We start from the raw sequence: 17,184 nt of genomic DNA on the forward strand, positions 1-17,184 counted from the left end.
CAACCAAATAGAATTTTAAAGGGGAGGAACCATGACCAGGAAGGCTACCAAATCCGGATCGATTTCCCGGCGCCGTTTGCTGACGACGGTAAGCGCGGGCGCAGCACTTGCCGTCTCGCCGTTTCGTATCAATTTGTTGCAAGCACAGGAAGCCAACATCAAGATCGGCTTTCCAGTGCCATTGACCGGGCCTTACGGCACCGAAGCCCAGGATCAGGTGCGCGCCGGCCAACTCGCGGTCGCCCAGTTCAACGATTCCGGCGGGCTCAACGGGCGCAAGGCTGAGCTGGTGGTGCGGGATGACAAGCTTAACCCCGGCGAAGCGGCGACACGGACGCTGGAACTGGTCGAAAAGGAAAAGGTGAATTTTGTCGTCGGCAGTCTTTCCGCCGCGGTTCAGCTCGCGATCAACAACGTTACCAAGGAGCGCGGCATCATCTTCAACTCGATCAGCCAGTCCGACACCATCAACGAAGCTTCCGATTTCAGCAAATTTACCTTCCACGAAGCGTTGAACCCGCATCTTACCTCGGGCGCGGTGGGCCGTTATGCCTTCTCGAAATTCGGCAAGAGGGTCGCGTTCCTCACCGCCGACTATGCCTACGGCCACGAAATGGTCCGCGGCTTCCTCGAAGTCGGCAAGGCCTTCAACATCGAAAATCTCGGCGATATCCGTCACCCCCTCGGCACCTCCGACTTCTCGACGCTGCTGCCGCGCATCCAGGCGCTCAAGCCCGACATCCTCTGCATCAGCAATTTCGGACGCGACCAGCAGATCGTGCTGAAGCAGGCCACCGATTTCGGCATCAAGCAGACGACGCAAATCATCGCGCCCCTGCTGTCGCATGCAAGCCGGGTCGCGGCCGGACCGCAGGCGTTCGAGGGCGTGATCGGCGGATGTTCGTTCTATTGGGGCATCGAGGACAAGTACGCCTCCACCAAGGCGTTCAACGACGCTTTCAAGAAGATGTATGACGGGAAGCTGCCGTCCGACTACGGCGCGCTCGGCTATGGCGGCGTCCGCACGGTGCTTGCCGCCGTCAAGAATGCCGGCAGCGTCGACGCCGACAAGGTGATCGCGGCATTGGAGGCGCTGAAATACGACTTCTACAAGGGACCGCAATATTATCGCACATGCGACCATCAGTCGGTGCAATCGGTGTTGGTCATCAAGTCGAAATCGAAGGATATGCGCAACGAGTCTGATGTCTTCGAAGTCATCAGTACCGATGAACCCAATGAGGCAAACTTGCGCAGTTGTGCGGAGCTCGGTCATAAAGCCTGACGTCGCGAACGATGTGTGCCCGCCTCGGGCACACATCGACTTTTGGGGGAACGCATGGCTGGTCTCAGCCTCAATCTGATTGCACTGCAATTGTTTGCGGGTCTTGCGCTCGGCGCGATCTATGTGCTGTTTGCGATCGGCCTTTCGCTGATCTTCGGCATGCTGACGGTGGTGAATTTTGCCCACGGCGCGTTTTATATGGTCGGCGCCTATGCCGGCCTCTACATTCTCTCGCTCGGCGGAAATTTCTGGGTCTGCCTGATCGCCGTGCCGCTCGCCGTCGGTCTGTTCGGCCTCGCGGTCGAGCGGGTTTTGATCCGGCCGCTCTACGGCAGGGGTATCGATTATCCACTCTTGCTGACTTTCGGCTTGAGCTACGTCATGGTCGAAGCCGTTCGCATCATCTTCGGCAAGACCGGATACCCCTTTGATACGCCGGAGATCCTGCAAGGCGCGGTGAATATCGGCGTCGGCTATTTTCCGCTCTATCGGCTGTTTGTGATCGGCGCGACCGCCGCCGTGCTGCTGGCGCTCTGGCTGTTTCTCGAAAAGACGAGCTTTGGCCTGATCATTCGCGCCGGCGCACGCGATCCGCAGATCGTTCGCGTGCTCGGGGTCGACGTGACGCGGGTCTGGCTGATCGTCTTCGGAATAGGAACCGCGATCGCTGGATTTGCGGGGCTGTTGGCAGCCCCCCTTCAAGGCGTCATTCCGGAGATGGGCGGCACGATTCTCGCCGAGGCCTTTGTCGTGACAGTTGTCGGCGGCATGGGGTCGATCGGGGGTGCTGTGCTGGCCGGGCTGCTGGTCGGCGTTGTCGTCAGCATGACATCGTTGTTTGCGCCGGAAATGGGCAAGGTATCGATCTTTGCGTTGATGGCGGTGGTCCTGATCGTCCGGCCGCAAGGCTTCTTCGGCCGCGCCGGATTGATGAGCTGAAGGTGAAATCAAGGGGCATGAATGAAATCACCCAGCCATATCAGAGCGCGCCGGCGGCGCCGGTGAGTTGGTTTCAGTTCGCGACCAGGCACCGCGCCGGTCTCGCCAGCCTTGTCGTTCTGGTATTTCCGCTTGTCATGCCGTTCACCGCGCTCGCGGTCAACATCCTGATCTACGGCCTCTATGCGCTGGGCTTCAACCTCGTCTTCGGTTATCTCGGCCTCTTATCGTTCGGCCATGCCGCCCTGTTCGGCACCGGCGCTTATCTCTGCGGCATCGCCATCGTGCATTTCGCGCTGCCCTGGTACCTCTCGATCGCGATCGGCATTCTCGGTGGGCTCTCGATGGCGCTGCTCATCGGTGTGCTGGCGATCCGGACCCGCGGCATCTATTTCGCGATGGTCACGATGGCGCTGTCGCAATGCGTCTATTACCTGTTTTATCAGGCCGTCGACTGGACCGGCGGCGAAAACGGCCTGCGCGGCATCAATGTCCGCGTGATCGATATCTTTGGCTTGAAGCTGGATTTCATCAACCCGCTGACCCGCTATTACGTGATTGCCGCTTTCGTGATCGCGGCGTTCTTCGTGCTGTCGCGGATTCTCGCTTCGCCCTTCGGCGCCGTGATCGAAGCGGTGCGCGAGAATGAAACCCGCGCCAAGGCCTCCGGTTACGACGTGACGTTGACGCGCTTGATCACATTCGTGCTGTCCGGCGGGTTTTGCGGACTGGCTGGCGCGCTGCAGGCGCTACATCTGTCGATCGTGCCGATCGAAATCCTGCACTATGACACCTCCGGCATTGTCGTGATGATCGCGCTGCTCGGCGGAATGGGCACGTTCTTCGGGCCGATGGTCGGCGCGGCGGCGTTTCTGCTCCTGGAAAATCTCGTCTCGCTCTGGACCGTGCATTGGCAGCTCATCGTCGGCGCCATCTTCATGATCTGCGTGCTGTTCTTCCCGGCCGGAATCTGGGGAACGCTGATCTCGCGGGGCAAGCCATGGCGGTAAGCACAGAGCGGCCCATCTTGCGGACCAAGGGCGTAGGCCGTACCTTCGGCAAATTCGTCGCGTTGAACAATATCTCGGCAGAATTCTCCAAGGGTGCCATCACTTCGATCATCGGGCCCAACGGCGCCGGCAAGAGCACCTATTTCAACCTGCTGTCCGGCGCCTTGCGGCCATCGAGTGGCAGTGTTGAATTCGAGGGCAGGGATGTCACCGGACTTCCGCAGCATCGCTTTGCCCATATGGGCATCGCAAAATCCTTTCAGATCACCAATGTCTTCCCGCAGCTTTCGACCCGCGAAAATATCCGGATCGGATTGCAGGCGCTGGTGTCGCGTTACGATATGTGGCGTCCGCGCGCCAGGCACACCGAACTGATCGAGCAGGCCGATGAATTGCTGGCGCTGGTCGGATTGTGGGAAGCGCGCGAGCGGACGGCAAAGACGCTGGCCCATGGCGAGCAGCGCGCGCTGGAAATCGGAATGGCGCTGGCGAGCCGGCCGCGGCTGTTGTTGCTCGACGAGCCGACCGCCGGCATGAGTCCCGAAGAAACCCGCATCATGATGGATCTGATCGTCAAGCTCGCCCGCGAGCGCACCGTCATTCTGGTCGAGCACAAGATGAAACTGGTGCTCGGGATCAGCGACCGCATCCTGGTGCTGCATCACGGCGAGTTGCTGGCGGAAGGAACGCCGTCGGAAGTTCGCCAGAACGAGGCGGTGAAGCGGGTTTATCTCGGCCAGCGGGAGCATTGAACGGATGCTGCGGATCAGCAATCTAAACGCCTGGTATGGCTCCAGCCATGTGCTGCAGGACATCTCCATCGAGGTCGCCAAAGGCGAGATCGTTTGCCTGATCGGGCGGAACGGCGCTGGCAAGACCACGACGTTGAAATCCATCATGGGCCTGATGGACAGAACGCGCGGATCGGTCATTTTCAAGGACAAGGAACTGCTGGGCCAGCCCGCGCATATGCGCTTTGCGCTTGGGCTGGCTTACGTGCCGGAGGAACGGCGCATCGTGCAGGGACTTTCCGTGCGAGAAAATCTCAGGTTGGGCCTGGTGGCGTCTCCCGAAAAGAAGCGAGAGGCCGAACTGATCGAAGGTATCGCCAAGATCTTTCCGCGGCTCGCCGAGCGGCTGGATCAGGAGGCGCTGACCATGTCCGGCGGCGAACAGCAAATGCTGGCGATTGCGCGAGCGATGATCGCCAAGCCTGATCTCATCATGCTCGACGAGCCCTCGGAAGGCATCATGCCGGTCTTGGTCGACGAAATGTTCGAACTGTTTCGTGACATGAAGGCGCAGGGGACCACAGTCTTGCTGGTCGAACAGAATGTGGAGCTGGCGCTCGATATCGCCGACCGCGCCTACGTGCTCGATCAGGGCGCGGTGGTCCACCACGCCGCCGCGCGCGAGCTATTGGCCGACAACGATATCAAGGAGCGTTACTGCTCCGTGTGAGGAGCTATTCCGCCGCCACGCTCGCAACCATGTTAGCTTCCCGGGTCGTCACGACCACCTTGATGGCGTCCTCGACCCGCTCGCGGGCGTATCGCAGCGCGGTGGGCAGGTCGGCAAGCGCAAAGGTATGAGTGTGGATATTGGTCGCGTCGAATCTCTTTTCCGCCATTAGCGCCATCGCACGGCGGGTGGCGCTGCGGCCCTCGCCTCGAATGCCGTAAACATAGATATTGTTCTTCACGAGATGGGCGATATCTGTCATCACCTTGTCGTGGGGGAATGCCGCCAGGCAGATTTTTCCACCACGGTTGGTCATGTGAATGGCCTGATCGATGGTGGCCTCGGTGCCGGCGCACTCGACCACATAATCCGCTCCAATGCCGCCGGTGAGCTCTTTGACGACATCGACCGCGTTCTCCTCGGCGATGTTGATGACGCGATCGGCGCCCAACCCTTTGCCGATCGCAAGGCGCTTGTCGCGGGTTCCCGTGAGAATGACCGGGCTTGCGCCGAGTGCCTTTGCAACGGCGACAGCGAGCAGCCCAATAGGGCCGGGGCCGATCACCACAACGCTTTCACCGGCCACCAGTCCGCCCAGTTCGGTCAAGCCGTACATGGAAGTCCCCGCGGTGACGACCAGCGTTGCTTCAGCATCGCCCATCGTGTCGGGCACCCGCGCCAGCGTGTTGATATGATTGACCGCGTATTCGGCAAAACCGCCGTCGGTGGTGAAACCGTTGGCGCGGTGGCCTTTGTCCGGCCTGCCATAGTTGATACAGGAGGTGTACATCCCCTGACGGCACCGCTTGCACTGGCCGCAACCGGCATGGATTTCCACGCTGATGCGTTCGCCGATCTCGAACTCGTCGACATCGGGTCCGAGTGCGGCGATGGTGCCCATATATTCATGGCCGGGCGTAAAGTTCTTGTTGAAGGGCAGGCCGCCCCCGATGCTCGCCGGCGCACCGCCGTGAATGACCTGAAGGTCGGTCGCACAGATCGCGACCGCGTCGATGCGGACCAGGACTTCTGCGCGCCCGGGAACGGGCGTGGGCTTGTCGCGCAGAAAAAGTTCGTCCGGGCCGCCGAGAACCCAGGCCTTCATCTGTTCGGGGACAGGAAATTGGAGCGATGTTTTGACGCCGTTGGAGCCGTACATTGAACCTATCCTTGTGCAGCCGGGAGCTTAACCGAAATTTCTGAACCGCGAAATTCATTTATCGGCCCAAGCACCTCAATCGACTTTTGACTCTGACAATTTATAAATTTCGAGCGCGTCGGCATCGGCACCGCGCGCCGCTTTGGCCAGCCTGAACAATTGCACGGCCAGCGCCGACATCGGCACCGGGCTCGATGTGTTGCGGGCGACATCGATCACCGTATCCAGATCCTTCAGCATGGTTGCGATGTGGCCGAGCGGCGGCGAATGAATGCCCTGCACCATGCGCGGCACGAACAATTGCAACGGTATAGAATCGGCAAAACCGCCGGCGAGCGCCTCCGGCAGCCGCTTTGCGTCGATCCCGGCGTTGACGGCAAGCCGTGTCGCCTCGGCAAGCACGGCCATGGCGCAGCCGACAATGACCTGGTTGCAGAGTTTCGCGGTCTGGCCCGCGCCGGTCGGGCCCATATGGGTGAGCCGTCGCGCCATCGCCAGAACATAGGGCCGCACCCTTTCGATATCGGCGGCTTCGCCACCGGCCATCACCGCGAGCGTGCCTTGCTCGGCGCCCGGCGTTCCGCCGGAGACCGGCGCATCGATCCATCCCATGCCGTTCGCCGCCTTCAGCCGCGCCGCGATCGCGCGTGCCGCGTCCGGGTGGATCGACGAGAAGTCGACGACGAGTTTTCCGGAGCCGGCCGCGGTCGCCAGGCCGTCGGGGCCGAACGCGACCTCTTCCACGGCAGCGGCATCGGTCAGGCACATGAAGATGATGCTGGCACTATCGGCCACATCGCGCGGATGGGCCTTGAGCTTCGCGCCCGCTTCCACCAGCGCGGCGGCTTTGCCCGGGGACCGGTTCCAGATGGAGACGTCGTAGCCGGCGCTCACCAGGCGCTGCGTCATCGGAAGTCCCATCATTCCGAGCCCGAGATAGCCGAGTTTTTCCCGGCCTTGTCCGTTCACCCCGTCAACCGCTGCCATGTCACTGCTCCAAGCTTCGCCGCCGGTAAAACCCTGTCCGACACACGCCCCTTAGCACATATCCCGGTCTTGCCGGGCCTTGGCAAGCTCCGGTGGCTTGCCTGATTGTTTGAACCATGAAAGGTTTAGCGCAAGTGGTTTTACGCTGACGCCTTTGGCGTCGAAAAATTGGAGCGGGGATGATGCGGATACCTTCGAAGTGGATTTTGGCCGCCGGGGCCATGGCCGCCATATTTGCGGGCGCGAGTTCATCTTACGCGCAACAGACGATCCGGGTCGGCTGGACCATTCCGGCCGAGGAATCGAAATACTGGATGATGCGCAGGCCTAGCGAATTTCCCGACATCGGCAAGACCTACAATATCGAATGGACGCAATTCCAGGGCACCGCGCCGATGACGCAGGCGCTGGCCGCCGGCGCGCTCGACTGCGCGACGCAGGCGCCATTGTCGCTCGCGAACGGTGTGGTCGGCGGCAATCTGAAAGCCTATATTGTGGCCCAGCATGTTTACGAAAAGCCCGGCGGGTTCTCGGTCTATTGGGCGGTCATGGATGACTCGCCGATCAAGACGATCGCCGACCTCAAGGGCAAGACCGTCGGCATCTCCGTGATCGGCGGCGGGACCCAGGGGCCGTTCAACATCCTGTTGAAGCAGAGCGGGGTCGACCCAGCCAAAGACATCAAGCTCGTCGAAGTCGGCTTCGCGGTTTCCGAAGATGCGCTGCGCCAGGGTCGCGTTGATGCCGTCAACATGAACCAGCCCTTCGCGGCGCGGGCCGAAGCCAAGGGCGGCACCCGCAAACTCTTTTCACTTTCCCAGGCCATGCTGAACATCGTCCACATCCTGGAAGCCTGCCGCGCCGACTTTGTCGACAAGAATCCGGAGCTGGTAAAGGCTTACGTGCGCGATATCACTTCCGGCATGAAGAAGGCGCTGGCCAATCGCGAAGAGACGCTCAAGGTTGTCAACGAAGTGCTGAAGGCGCCGATCCCGGTGCTCGATACCTATCTGCTCAAGGACAATGATTTCGGCCGCGATCCCGGTGCTGCGCCGAATTTTCCGGCGATTCAGAAAATGCTCGACATCTATGCCGAGACGGGAATGTTGCCCAAGCTGGATGTCGCGCAGTTCAAGCACCCGACTATCGTTGCGCCGCTGCAGTAAGGCGGGGTTAGTCGACGAGTCGTCCCGGCGTTCGCCGGGGCGGGCTGGAGAGAGATTTGCATCCATGAAGAAGTGGCGATCCCGGGTGACGACCGACGGCCTCGATCGGGCGCCCCACCGCGCCTTCATGCGGGCGATGGGGCTCGACGACGAGGCATTGGCAAAACCGATGGTCGGCGTTGTCAGCATGAAGGGCGAGCAGACGCCCTGCAACATGACCCACGATTTTCAGGTCGAAGCAGCGAAAACCGGGATCGCGGAGGCCGGTGGCACGCCGCGCGAATTTTCGACCATTTCGGTCTCCGACGGCATCAGCATGAACCATGAGGGCATGAAGTTCTCGTTGCTCTCGCGCGAGCTGATTGCCGATTCGATCGAGGCCGTGGTTCATGGCCTGGCTTACGACGCGCTGATCGGTTTCGGCGGCTGCGACAAGACGCTGCCCGGCGTCATGATGGGCATGATCCGCTGCAACGTGCCGTCGATTTTCATCTATGGCGGCAGTGCGCTGCCCGGCCGCTTCGAGGGAAAAGCCCTCACCGTGCTGGATTCCTATGAGGCCGTCGGCGGCTTCATGACCGGCGAAATCGACGAGGCGACGCTCGAAGGCATCGAGCGGAACTGCCTGCCGACGATCGGCGCCTGCGCGGGCCAATTCACCGCCAACACCATGGGCATGGTGTCCGAAGCGATGGGGCTGACGATGCCCAATGTGTCGATGATCCCCGGCGTCTATGCCGAGCGCGCCCGCGTGGCTCGCCAGGCGGGGCGGTTGGTGATGCAGATGCTGCAGCGAGGCGGACCGCTGCCGCGCGAGATCGTGACGCCAAAAGCGCTGGAAAACGGTGCGGCGATCGTCGCCGCCACCGGCGGCTCGACCAACGCTGCGCTGCATCTGCCGGCACTTGCCAATGAAGCCGGCATTTCCTTCACCATCGACGACGTCGGCAAGGTTTTTGCGCGCACGCCCTTGATCGGCAATTTGCGGCCGGGCGGAAAGTACACGGCGAAAGACGTTTACGACATCGGCGGCACCGCCGTCGTGATCCGCGCGCTGGTCGAGAGCGGCCACATCGACGGCGGTTGCCTGACGATTACGGGCAGGACGATTGCGGAAGAGTACGGCAGCGCGAATGCGCCCGATGGCGAGATCATTTTCTCCACCAAGACGCCGATGATGCCGGACGGAGGCGTCGCGGTTTTGAAGGGCAATCTTTGTCCCGATGGCGCCGTGATCAAAGTCGCGGGCCTCAAGAAGCTGGTGTTTGAAGGCACCGCGCGAGTGTTCGAGGACGAAGAAGAATGCGTCGATGCCGTACGCAATCGCAAATACTCAGCCGGTGATGTTCTCGTCATCCGCAATGAAGGCCCGGTCGGCGGCCCCGGCATGCGTGAGATGCTGGGTGTCACCGCGCTGATCTACGGCCAGGGCATGGGCGAGAAAGTCGCGCTGATCACCGACGGGCGTTTTTCCGGCGCGACGCGTGGCATGTGCATCGGCTATGTCTCGCCGGAATCCTTCATCGGCGGCCCGCTGGCGCTGGTGCACGACGGCGATCGCATCCGGATCGACGCCGCGGAGCGCCGCATGGATCTTCTGATTGACGACAAGGAATTCGCGCAGCGCAGGCAAGCCTGGAAGCCGCGCCCGCCGCGGCATCGCGCCGGCGCGCTCGCCAAATACGCGCGCCTGGTCGGCCAAGCCCCTGGCGGCGCCGTCACGCATGACGGCGCCGCGGACTGGCCGTGGTTCGATTAGCATGTCTTCTGATGGCCTCAGGTTACTTCGAGCTTCCGGTTATAGCGCGGATCGCGCCACACCTCTGCCTTGATGCAGTCGGCGAGTATTTCGGCGGCATCCCAAACATCTTCGAAACGAACATAGAGCGGCGCGAAGCCAAACCGCATCAGGTCAGGCGCCCGGAAATCGCCGATCACGCCGCGCTCGATCATCGCCTGGACCACCGCAAAACCCTTGTCGAATTCTATCCCGACCTGGCTGCCGCGTAGCGATGTCTCGCGCGGCGTCACGATATCCAGGCCCGGCAACAGTGCGCTGACGCGGCTCATGAAAAGTTCGGTAAGAGCGAGGCTCTTCTGTCTCAGGGCCGTCACCTCGACGCGCCCCATGGCGTCGAGAGCCGCTTCCACGGCGCGCATCGAAATGATCGGCTGCGTTCCGCATAGAAACCGCTTGATGCCGCTGTCGGGCCGAAAGTCGCGATCAAAGGCAAAGGGGGCGGCATGACCCCACCAGCCCGATAATGGATGTTGAGCAGTGCCCTGATGGGCCTTTGCGACGGAAATGAATGCCGGAGCTCCCGGCCCACTGTTGAGATATTTGTAGGTGCAGCCGACTGCGAAGTCGACGGCATGACGGTCGAAGTCGATTTCCACCACGCCGACGGAATGACAGAGGTCCCACACCACCAGCGCGCCGGCGTCGTGCAGGCGTTTGGTGATGGCGGCCATGTCGAGCAGCTCGCCGGTGCGGTAATTGACATGCGAGAGCACCGCGACCGCGACGTTCCGATCGATCAAGGCTTCGATCGATGGGCCGTCGCTGCCGATCAATCGCCGCTGCATCGGACGGCCCGCGGACTTCATGGCACCTTCGATGATGTAGAGGTCCGTCGGGAACGACTCGTCCTCGGCGATGACCACGTCGCGATCGGGTCGCAATCCGATGGCGGCGTGGATCGCCTTGTAGAGATTGATCGACGTGGTGTCGCATACCAGCGTTTGACCTGGCGCCGCGCCAATCAGCGCTCCGACGCGGTCGCCGAGCCGGGCCGGCATGTCGAACCATCCCGCGCTATTCCAGCTCCTGATGAGATCCTGGCCCCACTCTTTTTCGATCGTATGGTTCAGGATGCTTGCCGCGGCTCGCGGCATCGGACCGAGCGAATTGCCATCGAGATAGATCACGCCCTCGGGAATGACAAAACGGTCGCGGAAGGCGCGGAGCGGATCGACCAAATCGCGCGCGACGCACGCCTCGCGAGAAGTCATCTCGCCAGAAGTCATCTCGCCAGAAGTCATGGAGGCTGACGACATCAACAGAGCCTTGCGATCAAGAACCACGGAATGCCGGAAGCATAACGGAAATCCGGATTGACAGCAAAACACTATCATTTTAAGTTTAAAATATCGTCCGTGGCGTGCTGGATAAGGCATGCTGCGAAAGCATCATCGACTCGTCAAAGGGCGTGAACGCGATGAGTCAGCGCAAGGACATATCCTATTCAGGCTATCTCCAGCTCGACAAGATTTTGCAGGCACAGCAGCCGCTTTCCACCGCCCATGACGAGATGCTGTTCGTTATCCAGCACCAGACGTCGGAGCTCTGGATGAAGCTCGCGATCCACGAACTGACCGCCACCTGCCGGTTGATCGCCGCGGACGACCTGCAACCGGCCTTCAAGACGTTGGCGCGGGTATCGCGCATCCTCGAGCAGCTCAATTCAGCCTGGGATGTGCTTCGCACGATGACGCCAAGCGAATATACGGAATTTCGCGGTTTGCTTGGGCAATCGTCCGGCTTCCAGTCCTGGCAGTACCGGGTAATCGAGTTTCTTGTCGGCAACAAGAATGCGGCGATGATCCATGCGCACCAGGACGACAAAGCCGTTGTCGAACGTCTCGAAGCGGTGCGCCTTGCACCGAGTATCTACGATCTCACCATCCAGCTTTTGCACCGCCGCGGCCTCGGCATCGACAAGGCCACACTCGAACGCGATATTTCGGTACCGCACTTGCCAAACGACAGCGTTCTGAACGCCTGGTCATCGGTCTATCGGGACCCGACTCGTTACTGGGAATTGTATGAGCTTGCCGAGAAGCTCGTGGATTTCGAGGATTATTTCCGCCGCTGGCGTTTCAACCACGTCACGACAGTGGAGCGGATCATCGGATTCAAGCGGGGCACCGGCGGCTCTTCCGGTGTTTCTTATTTGCGGAAGATGCTGGACGTCGTGTTGTTCCCCGAGTTGTGGCAGGTCAGGACACAATTGTGAAAGCCCTGATCGACATATCGCCTGCGCTGCGGGTCGGCATGGGGGTGTTTCCCGGCGATGCCGAGTTTGCGGTGAGCCAGACATTTGCGATCGGGCCCGACTGTCCCGTCAACGTCGCCAGCATCGCGATGTCGACGCATTGCGGCGCGCACGCCGATGCGCCGCTGCACTACGATCCCGCCGGCGCCAGCATCGACATGCTCGATCTCGACGATTTCATCGGCCCCGCCCGGGTCATTGACGCGCGCGGAAGTGGCCCGCTCTGCGGCTTTGAGGAGATCGCGGCCGCGCTCGACGGCGCGCCGCCGCGGCTGCTTTTCAAATTGATGGACCGGGGCGATGAATTGGCCTGGCCGACCGGTTTCCGCGCGCTGGCGCCGGAGACCGTGGAGCGCCTCGCCCTTCGCGGGACGCGGCTGATCGGCGTGGACGTCCCCTCCGTCGACCCGGAGACCTCGAAGAGCCTGCCGTCGCATATGGTCTGCAAGAAGTACGATCTTCGCATTGTCGAGAATCTCGTGCTGGCCGATGTAGAACCCGGCGATTACGAGTTGATTGCGTTGCCGTTGAAACTCAGGGGTCTCGACGCAGCGCCGCTGCGCGCGGTGCTCAGGCGATCCGGTCCCGTTTGAGATGGAGATGCCAAATCGAAATCGCCAACGCTTGCAGATTTCCGCTATGCTTGGCCTGTTAATCGGAAAATCCCTGAGAGCCTGAAGGAACTATGCCGGGAAGCAAAGCGGGAATGAAGGTATTGCCATCGCGACCGGATGCTCGGCTTGAATCGGCGCCTGTGCGCGGGACGGCGGCCGCCATGATCGAGATCGATCGCGTCTCACAGGTTTTTCGTACCTCCGGCCGTCAGGACCATCTGGCGTTGTCGGAGATCTCGCTGACCGTCGAGGACGGCGCCTTCGTCTCCATCCTCGGCCCCTCGGGCTGCGGAAAATCGACGCTGCTCTATATCGTCGGCGGCTTTGTCAGTCCGACCCTGGGCTCAGCCAGGATGAGGGGCAAGGCGATTACCGGGCCCGGACCCGATCGCGGGCCGGTGTTTCAGGAGTTCGCGCTGTTTCCTTGGAAAAGCGTGCTCGGCAACGTGATGTATGGGCCGCGCCAGCAGGGCGTGAAGCCGGCGGAAGCCGAGGCGCAGAGCCGCGCGCTGATCGAGATGGTCGGTCTGAAGGGTTTTGAGCATTTTTACCCGAAGGAGTTGTCCGGCGGCATGAAGCAGCGCGTCGCGCTGGCGCGCACGCTGGCCTATCACCCCGCCGTGCTGTTGATGGACGAGCCGTTCGGCGCGCTCGATGCGCACACCCGCACCCGGCTGCAGAACGATCTGCTCAACATCTGGGAGCGCGACCGCAAGACGGTGCTGTTCGTCACCCATTCGGTCGAGGAGGCCGTCTTCCTGTCCGACAAGGTCGTGGTGATGACGCGTTCGCCCGGCCGCATCAAGGAGGTCGTCGATATCGACCTGCCGCGCCCGCGCCGCCGCGCCGAGCTTCTGCTCGATCCCCACTACCAGAAATACGTCGTCGATATCGAGCGCATGATCGACGACACCGGCGAAGACGAGGTGCACCCATGATCTCGGGCCGCGCTCTTCTCGCCCGCTCGGCGCCGTTGCTCGCCTGTCTCGGCCTGCTCGGCATCTGGCAGGTTGCGGCGCTGATCATCAACACCGATAGCTTTCCGACCGCGCTGGACGCGATCCGCGCGGTTCCTTCCATCCTCGGCGACAAGGAATCCCTGATTAACATCCTTGCCTCGCTGCGACGCATGGCCATCGGCTTCGGCGTGGCGGTTGTCGTGTCTATACCGCTGGGATTGATGATGGGCCGCAGCCGAGCCGTGGCGGCATTCTTCAATCCGCTGCTGATGGTGACCTATCCGGTGCCGAAGGCGGCGCTGATGCCGATCATCATGCTCTGGCTCGGCGTCGGCGACCTTGCGAAGATGCTGGTGATCTTCCTCGGCGTCAGTCTGCCGGTGATTTATCACAGCTTTCAGGGCGCCAAAGCGGTTGAGGAAAAGATGCTGTGGTCGGGCGCCGCGATGGGGCTTTCGGCAATACAGCGCATGATCCGGATCGTGCTGCCGGCCGCGTTGCCGGAAATCCTCACGGGATGCCGTACTGGGCTCGTGCTCGCCCTGATCACCATGGTCACGAGCGAAATGATCGCGCGGCAGTCCGGCGCCGGAAACATCCTGTTCAACGCGCTCGACATGGGACAGTACGATACGGTGTACGCGATGATCATCATCATCGGCGCCATGGGTATCGGCCTCGACGCCGCGTTCGAAAACATGCGCGGCCGATTGGTAAAATGGTCCGAGCCGGGCTTCGACATTCCCCTGAGCTTTGCATGAACGCGCGCGCTGTCACATCAGATGTTCTGCTCGGCATGGTGCCGATCGCGCTGCTGATCGCGATATGGCAGGCGGTCGGCTCGCTCGGTTATGCCCCGGCGACGCTGTTGCCGCCGCCCGGCATGGTGTTCGCGCGTCTTGCGCAACAGCTCTTGACCAGTACGTTTCAGCAGGAGATCGCCGCCACGCTGTTTCGGCTGTTCGCGGGATTCTTGATTGCGGTGGTCGTCGGCGTCACCATCGGCCTCTTCGCCGCGACGAACCCGGCCATCAACGCCGTGGTGCGTCCCATCGTGCGGGTACTGGCGCCATTGCCCAAGGTCGCCCTGTATCCGGCATTGCTGTTGTTGCTCGGATTCGGCCATGAATCCAAGATCACGCTGGTTGTCGCCGACGCATTGTTTCCGATCCTGCTTTCGACCTATTACGGCGCCTCGATGGTGGAGCAGAAGCTGATCTGGTCGGCAATGGCGGCGGGCACGCCGCGCCGGCAGATCCTGTTCAAGGTGGTGCTGCCGGCGGCGGTGCCGTCGATCCTCACCGGCTGCCGGATCGGTCTCGTGATCTCCTGCATCGTGGTGTTCCTCGCCGAGATGATCACCTCGACCGACGGCCTCGGCCATGTGCTGGTGACGGCGGCCCGGACCTTCCAGGCGGTCGACATGTTCGTGCCGCTGATCACGATCTCGCTGCTCGGCCTTATTCTCAACGGCCTGCTGCAGGGATTGCGGTCCTATCTGCTGCGCGGGTTTCCGGAAGTCTGATGCCATTTTTGAAGCGGAGATAGAAACATGCTGGCCGATCGCATCGAGGCGAAATGGATCGACGCATTCTGCGAGATTTTCGAGCGCTGCGCGGTCAAATCAGGTGATACCGCCGCGATCCTGTCGGAGACGCAGTCGCGCGCGCTCAATGTTCATTTGGCCGAACTCGCGCTGCTTCGGATGGGCGCAAAGCCGTTCCACATCGTCGTGCCGACCCCGCGCAACCGGCAAATCGTGCCGATCCGCTCCACCGGCGCCAGCGAGGCGATCCAGCGGCTCGCCCCGGTCGTCACCGCGCTGCGGCAGGCGGGTTTCGTGGTCGACTGCACCATTGAAGGACTGATGCACGCGGTCGAGACGCCGGAAATCCTCAAAGCCGGCGCGCGGATTCTGGTGATTTCCAACGAACATCCCGAAGCGCTGGAGCGCATGGTGCCCGATACGGCTTTGGAAAAGCGCGTGCGGGCCGCAGCAAAAATGCTGCGAGGGACAAAGCGGATGCGCGTGACTTCCAGAGCGGGGACTGAACTCGACATCGATATGGTCGGCGCCTCGACTGTTGGCGTGTGGGGCTGGACCGACAAGCCCGGCACGCTGGCGCATTGGCCCGGCGGCATTGTCGTCAGCTTTCCCAAAAGCAGTACCGTCAACGGCACACTGGTGATGGCGGCGGGCGACATCAATCTCACCTTCAAGCGCTATCTGACGTCGCCGGTCAGGATGACGCTGAAGAACGACTACGTCACAAATCTGGAAGGCGAGGGCGCGGATGCGGCCATGATGCGCGCTTATCTGGCGGCATGGGGCGACCGCGAAGCCTATGCGGTGTCGCATGTCGGCTTCGGCATGAATCCGGCCGCGCGCTACGAGGCGCTGACCATGTATGACCAGCGCGATACCAACGGCACGGAGCTCCGCGCGGTCGCCGGCAATTTCCTGTTCTCCACCGGCGCCAATGAATTTGCCGGCCGCTATACGGCCGGGCATTTTGATCTGCCGATAATGGGGACCACGATCGAGCTCGACAACGTTGCCGTGGTCCGCGAGGGCGTGCTGCAGGACGTGTTCGGTTAATCCCTGTCAAGCACAGGCGGCCTGGCGAGCCCAAAATGCCGAAGCAGATTAACCAGTTCCGCGAGGCGCTGCTCGCGATAGGAGTCGACATCGAGGCCGGAATAATCGAGAAAGCCGGCGCCGGTCCGCAAGCCGATGCGACCCTCGCGCATGTTGCGTGAGATCACCTCGGGCGCGCGATAGCGGTCGCTATCAAGCGCGCCTTCGAGATAGCGGCTGGCATAATAGAGAATGTCGCCGCCGCCCCAGTCGATGAATTCCAGAAGGCCCAGCACCGCATAGCGGAACCCAAAGCCGTAGCGGATTGCCTTGTCGATATCCTCAGGGCTGGCGACGCCTTCCTCCACCATCCGCGCCGCCTCGTTCATGGCGAGCGCCTGGATGCGCGGCACGATGAAGCCGGGCGTGGCGGCGCACACCACCGGCACCTTGCCGATGCCCTCCAGCAACGCTTTCACCTGCGCGATGACCGCCGGATCGGTCGCGGCCCCAGGCGAGATCTCGACCAGCGGGATCAGATAGGCCGGGTTCAGCCAGTGCACGTTGAGGAAACGTCCGGGGCGCTCGACCGCGCCTGAGATGTCATCGACCAGAATGGTCGACGTGGTCGAGGCGATGATGATGTCAGGCCCGACACATTTCGAGGCGGAAGCCAGCACCTCGCGCTTGAGCTCGACCACCTCGGGGACGCCTTCGAACACCATGCCGGCGCCGGCGAGGGCTGTCGCCATATTCTGCGCAGGCACCACGGAGACCCGCGCGATGATGGCGTCGGCGTCATTCGCCGCCAGCAATCCGAACCGCGCCAGGCTCGCCAGCGTTTTCCGGATTTCGCCGAGCGCCTCGGCTTCGAGTGTCGCGAATTGGTCCGCAGGCCGCACCTTGACGTCGATCATGGTGACGGCGTGGCCGGCATAGGCGAACGCCACCGCGATGCCGCGCCCCATGCG

At 61.9% G+C, this 17,184-nt stretch carries 17 protein-coding genes; 13 read left to right on the forward strand and 4 right to left on the reverse strand.

Annotation, left to right across the window (positions count from 1 at the left end; translation table 11 throughout):
* Nucleotides 1-31: 31 nt before the first annotated feature.
* Genes B5526_RS29055 through B5526_RS29075 form a run of 5 tightly spaced genes read left to right on the forward strand, consistent with a single transcriptional unit; the run spans nucleotide 32 to nucleotide 4,695 of the window.
* Nucleotides 32-1,285, forward strand: a complete 1,254-nt coding sequence (locus tag B5526_RS29055) for an ABC transporter substrate-binding protein (protein WP_079543207.1) — start codon at nucleotides 32-34, stop codon at nucleotides 1,283-1,285.
* Nucleotides 1,286-1,339: 54 nt separating this feature from the next.
* Nucleotides 1,340-2,224 carry a branched-chain amino acid ABC transporter permease gene (locus B5526_RS29060; RefSeq protein ID WP_079543208.1) on the forward strand — a complete coding sequence of 295 codons (885 nt, stop codon included), beginning with the start codon at nucleotides 1,340-1,342 and terminating at the stop codon, nucleotides 2,222-2,224.
* A gap of 17 nt (nucleotides 2,225-2,241) precedes the next feature.
* Nucleotides 2,242-3,234 carry a branched-chain amino acid ABC transporter permease gene (locus B5526_RS29065; RefSeq protein WP_079543209.1) on the forward strand — a complete coding sequence of 331 codons (993 nt, stop codon included), beginning with the start codon at nucleotides 2,242-2,244 and terminating at the stop codon, nucleotides 3,232-3,234.
* The gene (locus B5526_RS29070) at nucleotides 3,225-3,986 is read left to right on the forward strand and encodes an ABC transporter ATP-binding protein (RefSeq protein ID WP_079543210.1); all 762 of its coding nucleotides are present in this window, start codon (nucleotides 3,225-3,227) and stop codon (nucleotides 3,984-3,986) included. The genes B5526_RS29065 and B5526_RS29070 overlap by 10 nt, the downstream gene beginning before the upstream one ends.
* A gap of 4 nt (nucleotides 3,987-3,990) precedes the next feature.
* Complete coding sequence (locus B5526_RS29075) at nucleotides 3,991-4,695, forward strand: ABC transporter ATP-binding protein (RefSeq protein ID WP_079543211.1); 705 nt, start codon at nucleotides 3,991-3,993, stop codon at nucleotides 4,693-4,695.
* Between the two features lie 4 nt (nucleotides 4,696-4,699).
* On the opposite strand, the gene B5526_RS29080 is transcribed toward B5526_RS29075, so the two are convergent.
* Nucleotides 4,700-5,854 carry a zinc-dependent alcohol dehydrogenase gene (locus tag B5526_RS29080; RefSeq protein ID WP_079543212.1) on the reverse strand — a complete coding sequence of 385 codons (1,155 nt, stop codon included), beginning with the start codon at nucleotides 5,852-5,854 and terminating at the stop codon, nucleotides 4,700-4,702.
* A gap of 75 nt (nucleotides 5,855-5,929) precedes the next feature.
* Nucleotides 5,930-6,841, reverse strand: coding sequence for an NAD(P)-dependent oxidoreductase (locus B5526_RS29085; protein WP_079543213.1), 912 nt, complete (start codon nucleotides 6,839-6,841; stop codon nucleotides 5,930-5,932).
* A 182-nt stretch (nucleotides 6,842-7,023) separates the two neighbouring features.
* Between B5526_RS29085 and B5526_RS29090 the strand changes: the two genes are divergently transcribed.
* Entirely contained in the window at nucleotides 7,024-8,007 is a 984-nt protein-coding gene (locus tag B5526_RS29090) for an ABC transporter substrate-binding protein (protein ID WP_154071775.1), read from the forward strand.
* A 64-nt stretch (nucleotides 8,008-8,071) separates the two neighbouring features.
* Nucleotides 8,072-9,766, forward strand: a complete 1,695-nt coding sequence (ilvD, locus tag B5526_RS29095; RefSeq protein ID WP_079543215.1) for a dihydroxy-acid dehydratase — start codon at nucleotides 8,072-8,074, stop codon at nucleotides 9,764-9,766.
* A gap of 17 nt (nucleotides 9,767-9,783) precedes the next feature.
* On the opposite strand, the gene kynU is transcribed toward ilvD, so the two are convergent.
* Entirely contained in the window at nucleotides 9,784-11,019 is a 1,236-nt protein-coding gene (gene kynU / locus B5526_RS29100) for a kynureninase (protein ID WP_154071513.1), read from the reverse strand.
* A 206-nt stretch (nucleotides 11,020-11,225) separates the two neighbouring features.
* On the opposite strand from kynU, the gene kynA reads away from it, so the two are divergent.
* From kynA to B5526_RS29130, 6 genes are all read left to right on the forward strand, one after another.
* On the forward strand, nucleotides 11,226-12,023 hold the full coding sequence (kynA, locus tag B5526_RS29105; RefSeq protein ID WP_079545548.1) for a tryptophan 2,3-dioxygenase: 798 nt from the start codon (nucleotides 11,226-11,228) through the stop codon (nucleotides 12,021-12,023).
* Nucleotides 12,020-12,655, forward strand: a complete 636-nt coding sequence (gene kynB / locus B5526_RS29110; RefSeq protein ID WP_197688373.1) for an arylformamidase — start codon at nucleotides 12,020-12,022, stop codon at nucleotides 12,653-12,655. Before kynA ends, kynB begins: the two co-directional genes overlap by 4 nt.
* Before the next feature lie 113 nt (nucleotides 12,656-12,768).
* On the forward strand, nucleotides 12,769-13,614 hold the full coding sequence (locus B5526_RS29115; RefSeq protein WP_079543216.1) for an ABC transporter ATP-binding protein: 846 nt from the start codon (nucleotides 12,769-12,771) through the stop codon (nucleotides 13,612-13,614).
* A complete protein-coding gene (locus B5526_RS29120; protein WP_079543217.1) occupies nucleotides 13,611-14,396 on the forward strand; it encodes an ABC transporter permease in 786 nt (261 codons plus the stop codon). The genes B5526_RS29115 and B5526_RS29120 overlap by 4 nt, the downstream gene beginning before the upstream one ends.
* The gene (locus tag B5526_RS29125) at nucleotides 14,393-15,160 is read left to right on the forward strand and encodes an ABC transporter permease (RefSeq protein ID WP_079543218.1); all 768 of its coding nucleotides are present in this window, start codon (nucleotides 14,393-14,395) and stop codon (nucleotides 15,158-15,160) included. Before B5526_RS29120 ends, B5526_RS29125 begins: the two co-directional genes overlap by 4 nt.
* A gap of 27 nt (nucleotides 15,161-15,187) precedes the next feature.
* Nucleotides 15,188-16,234, forward strand: a complete 1,047-nt coding sequence (locus B5526_RS29130; RefSeq protein ID WP_079543219.1) for a peptidase M29 — start codon at nucleotides 15,188-15,190, stop codon at nucleotides 16,232-16,234.
* Here B5526_RS29130 and B5526_RS29135 read toward each other — a convergent pair.
* Nucleotides 16,231-17,181 (reverse strand): 3-hydroxybutyryl-CoA dehydrogenase, encoded by a 951-nt coding sequence (locus B5526_RS29135; RefSeq protein WP_244562411.1) that lies wholly within the window; start codon nucleotides 17,179-17,181, stop codon nucleotides 16,231-16,233. The two genes, B5526_RS29130 and B5526_RS29135, sit on opposite strands and share 4 nt — an antisense overlap.
* Nucleotides 17,182-17,184 lie beyond the last annotated feature (3 nt).

This window comes from Bradyrhizobium lablabi (genome assembly GCF_900141755.1).
Lineage (GTDB): Bacteria > Pseudomonadota > Alphaproteobacteria > Rhizobiales > Xanthobacteraceae > Bradyrhizobium > Bradyrhizobium lablabi_A.

Bases quoted from the DNA above. Each gene is read 5' to 3' on its own strand.
- B5526_RS29055 (WP_079543207.1), top strand. From the start codon at position 32: ATGACCAGGAAGGCTACCAAATCCGGATCGATTTCCCGGCGCCGTTTG.
- B5526_RS29060 (WP_079543208.1), top strand. From the start codon at position 1,340: ATGGCTGGTCTCAGCCTCAATCTGATTGCACTGCAATTGTTTGCGGGT.
- B5526_RS29065 (WP_079543209.1), top strand. From the start codon at position 2,242: ATGAATGAAATCACCCAGCCATATCAGAGCGCGCCGGCGGCGCCGGTG.
- B5526_RS29070 (WP_079543210.1), top strand. From the start codon at position 3,225: ATGGCGGTAAGCACAGAGCGGCCCATCTTGCGGACCAAGGGCGTAGGC.
- B5526_RS29075 (WP_079543211.1), top strand. From the start codon at position 3,991: ATGCTGCGGATCAGCAATCTAAACGCCTGGTATGGCTCCAGCCATGTG.
- B5526_RS29080 (WP_079543212.1), bottom strand. From the start codon at position 5,854: ATGTACGGCTCCAACGGCGTCAAAACATCGCTCCAATTTCCTGTCCCC.
- B5526_RS29085 (WP_079543213.1), bottom strand. From the start codon at position 6,841: ATGGCAGCGGTTGACGGGGTGAACGGACAAGGCCGGGAAAAACTCGGC.
- B5526_RS29090 (WP_154071775.1), top strand. From the start codon at position 7,024: ATGCGGATACCTTCGAAGTGGATTTTGGCCGCCGGGGCCATGGCCGCC.
- ilvD (WP_079543215.1), top strand. From the start codon at position 8,072: ATGAAGAAGTGGCGATCCCGGGTGACGACCGACGGCCTCGATCGGGCG.
- kynU (WP_154071513.1), bottom strand. From the start codon at position 11,019: ATGACTTCTCGCGAGGCGTGCGTCGCGCGCGATTTGGTCGATCCGCTC.
- kynA (WP_079545548.1), top strand. From the start codon at position 11,226: ATGAGTCAGCGCAAGGACATATCCTATTCAGGCTATCTCCAGCTCGAC.
- B5526_RS29115 (WP_079543216.1), top strand. From the start codon at position 12,769: ATGAAGGTATTGCCATCGCGACCGGATGCTCGGCTTGAATCGGCGCCT.
- B5526_RS29120 (WP_079543217.1), top strand. From the start codon at position 13,611: ATGATCTCGGGCCGCGCTCTTCTCGCCCGCTCGGCGCCGTTGCTCGCC.
- B5526_RS29125 (WP_079543218.1), top strand. From the start codon at position 14,393: ATGAACGCGCGCGCTGTCACATCAGATGTTCTGCTCGGCATGGTGCCG.
- B5526_RS29130 (WP_079543219.1), top strand. From the start codon at position 15,188: ATGCTGGCCGATCGCATCGAGGCGAAATGGATCGACGCATTCTGCGAG.
- B5526_RS29135 (WP_244562411.1), bottom strand. From the start codon at position 17,181: ATGGGGCGCGGCATCGCGGTGGCGTTCGCCTATGCCGGCCACGCCGTC.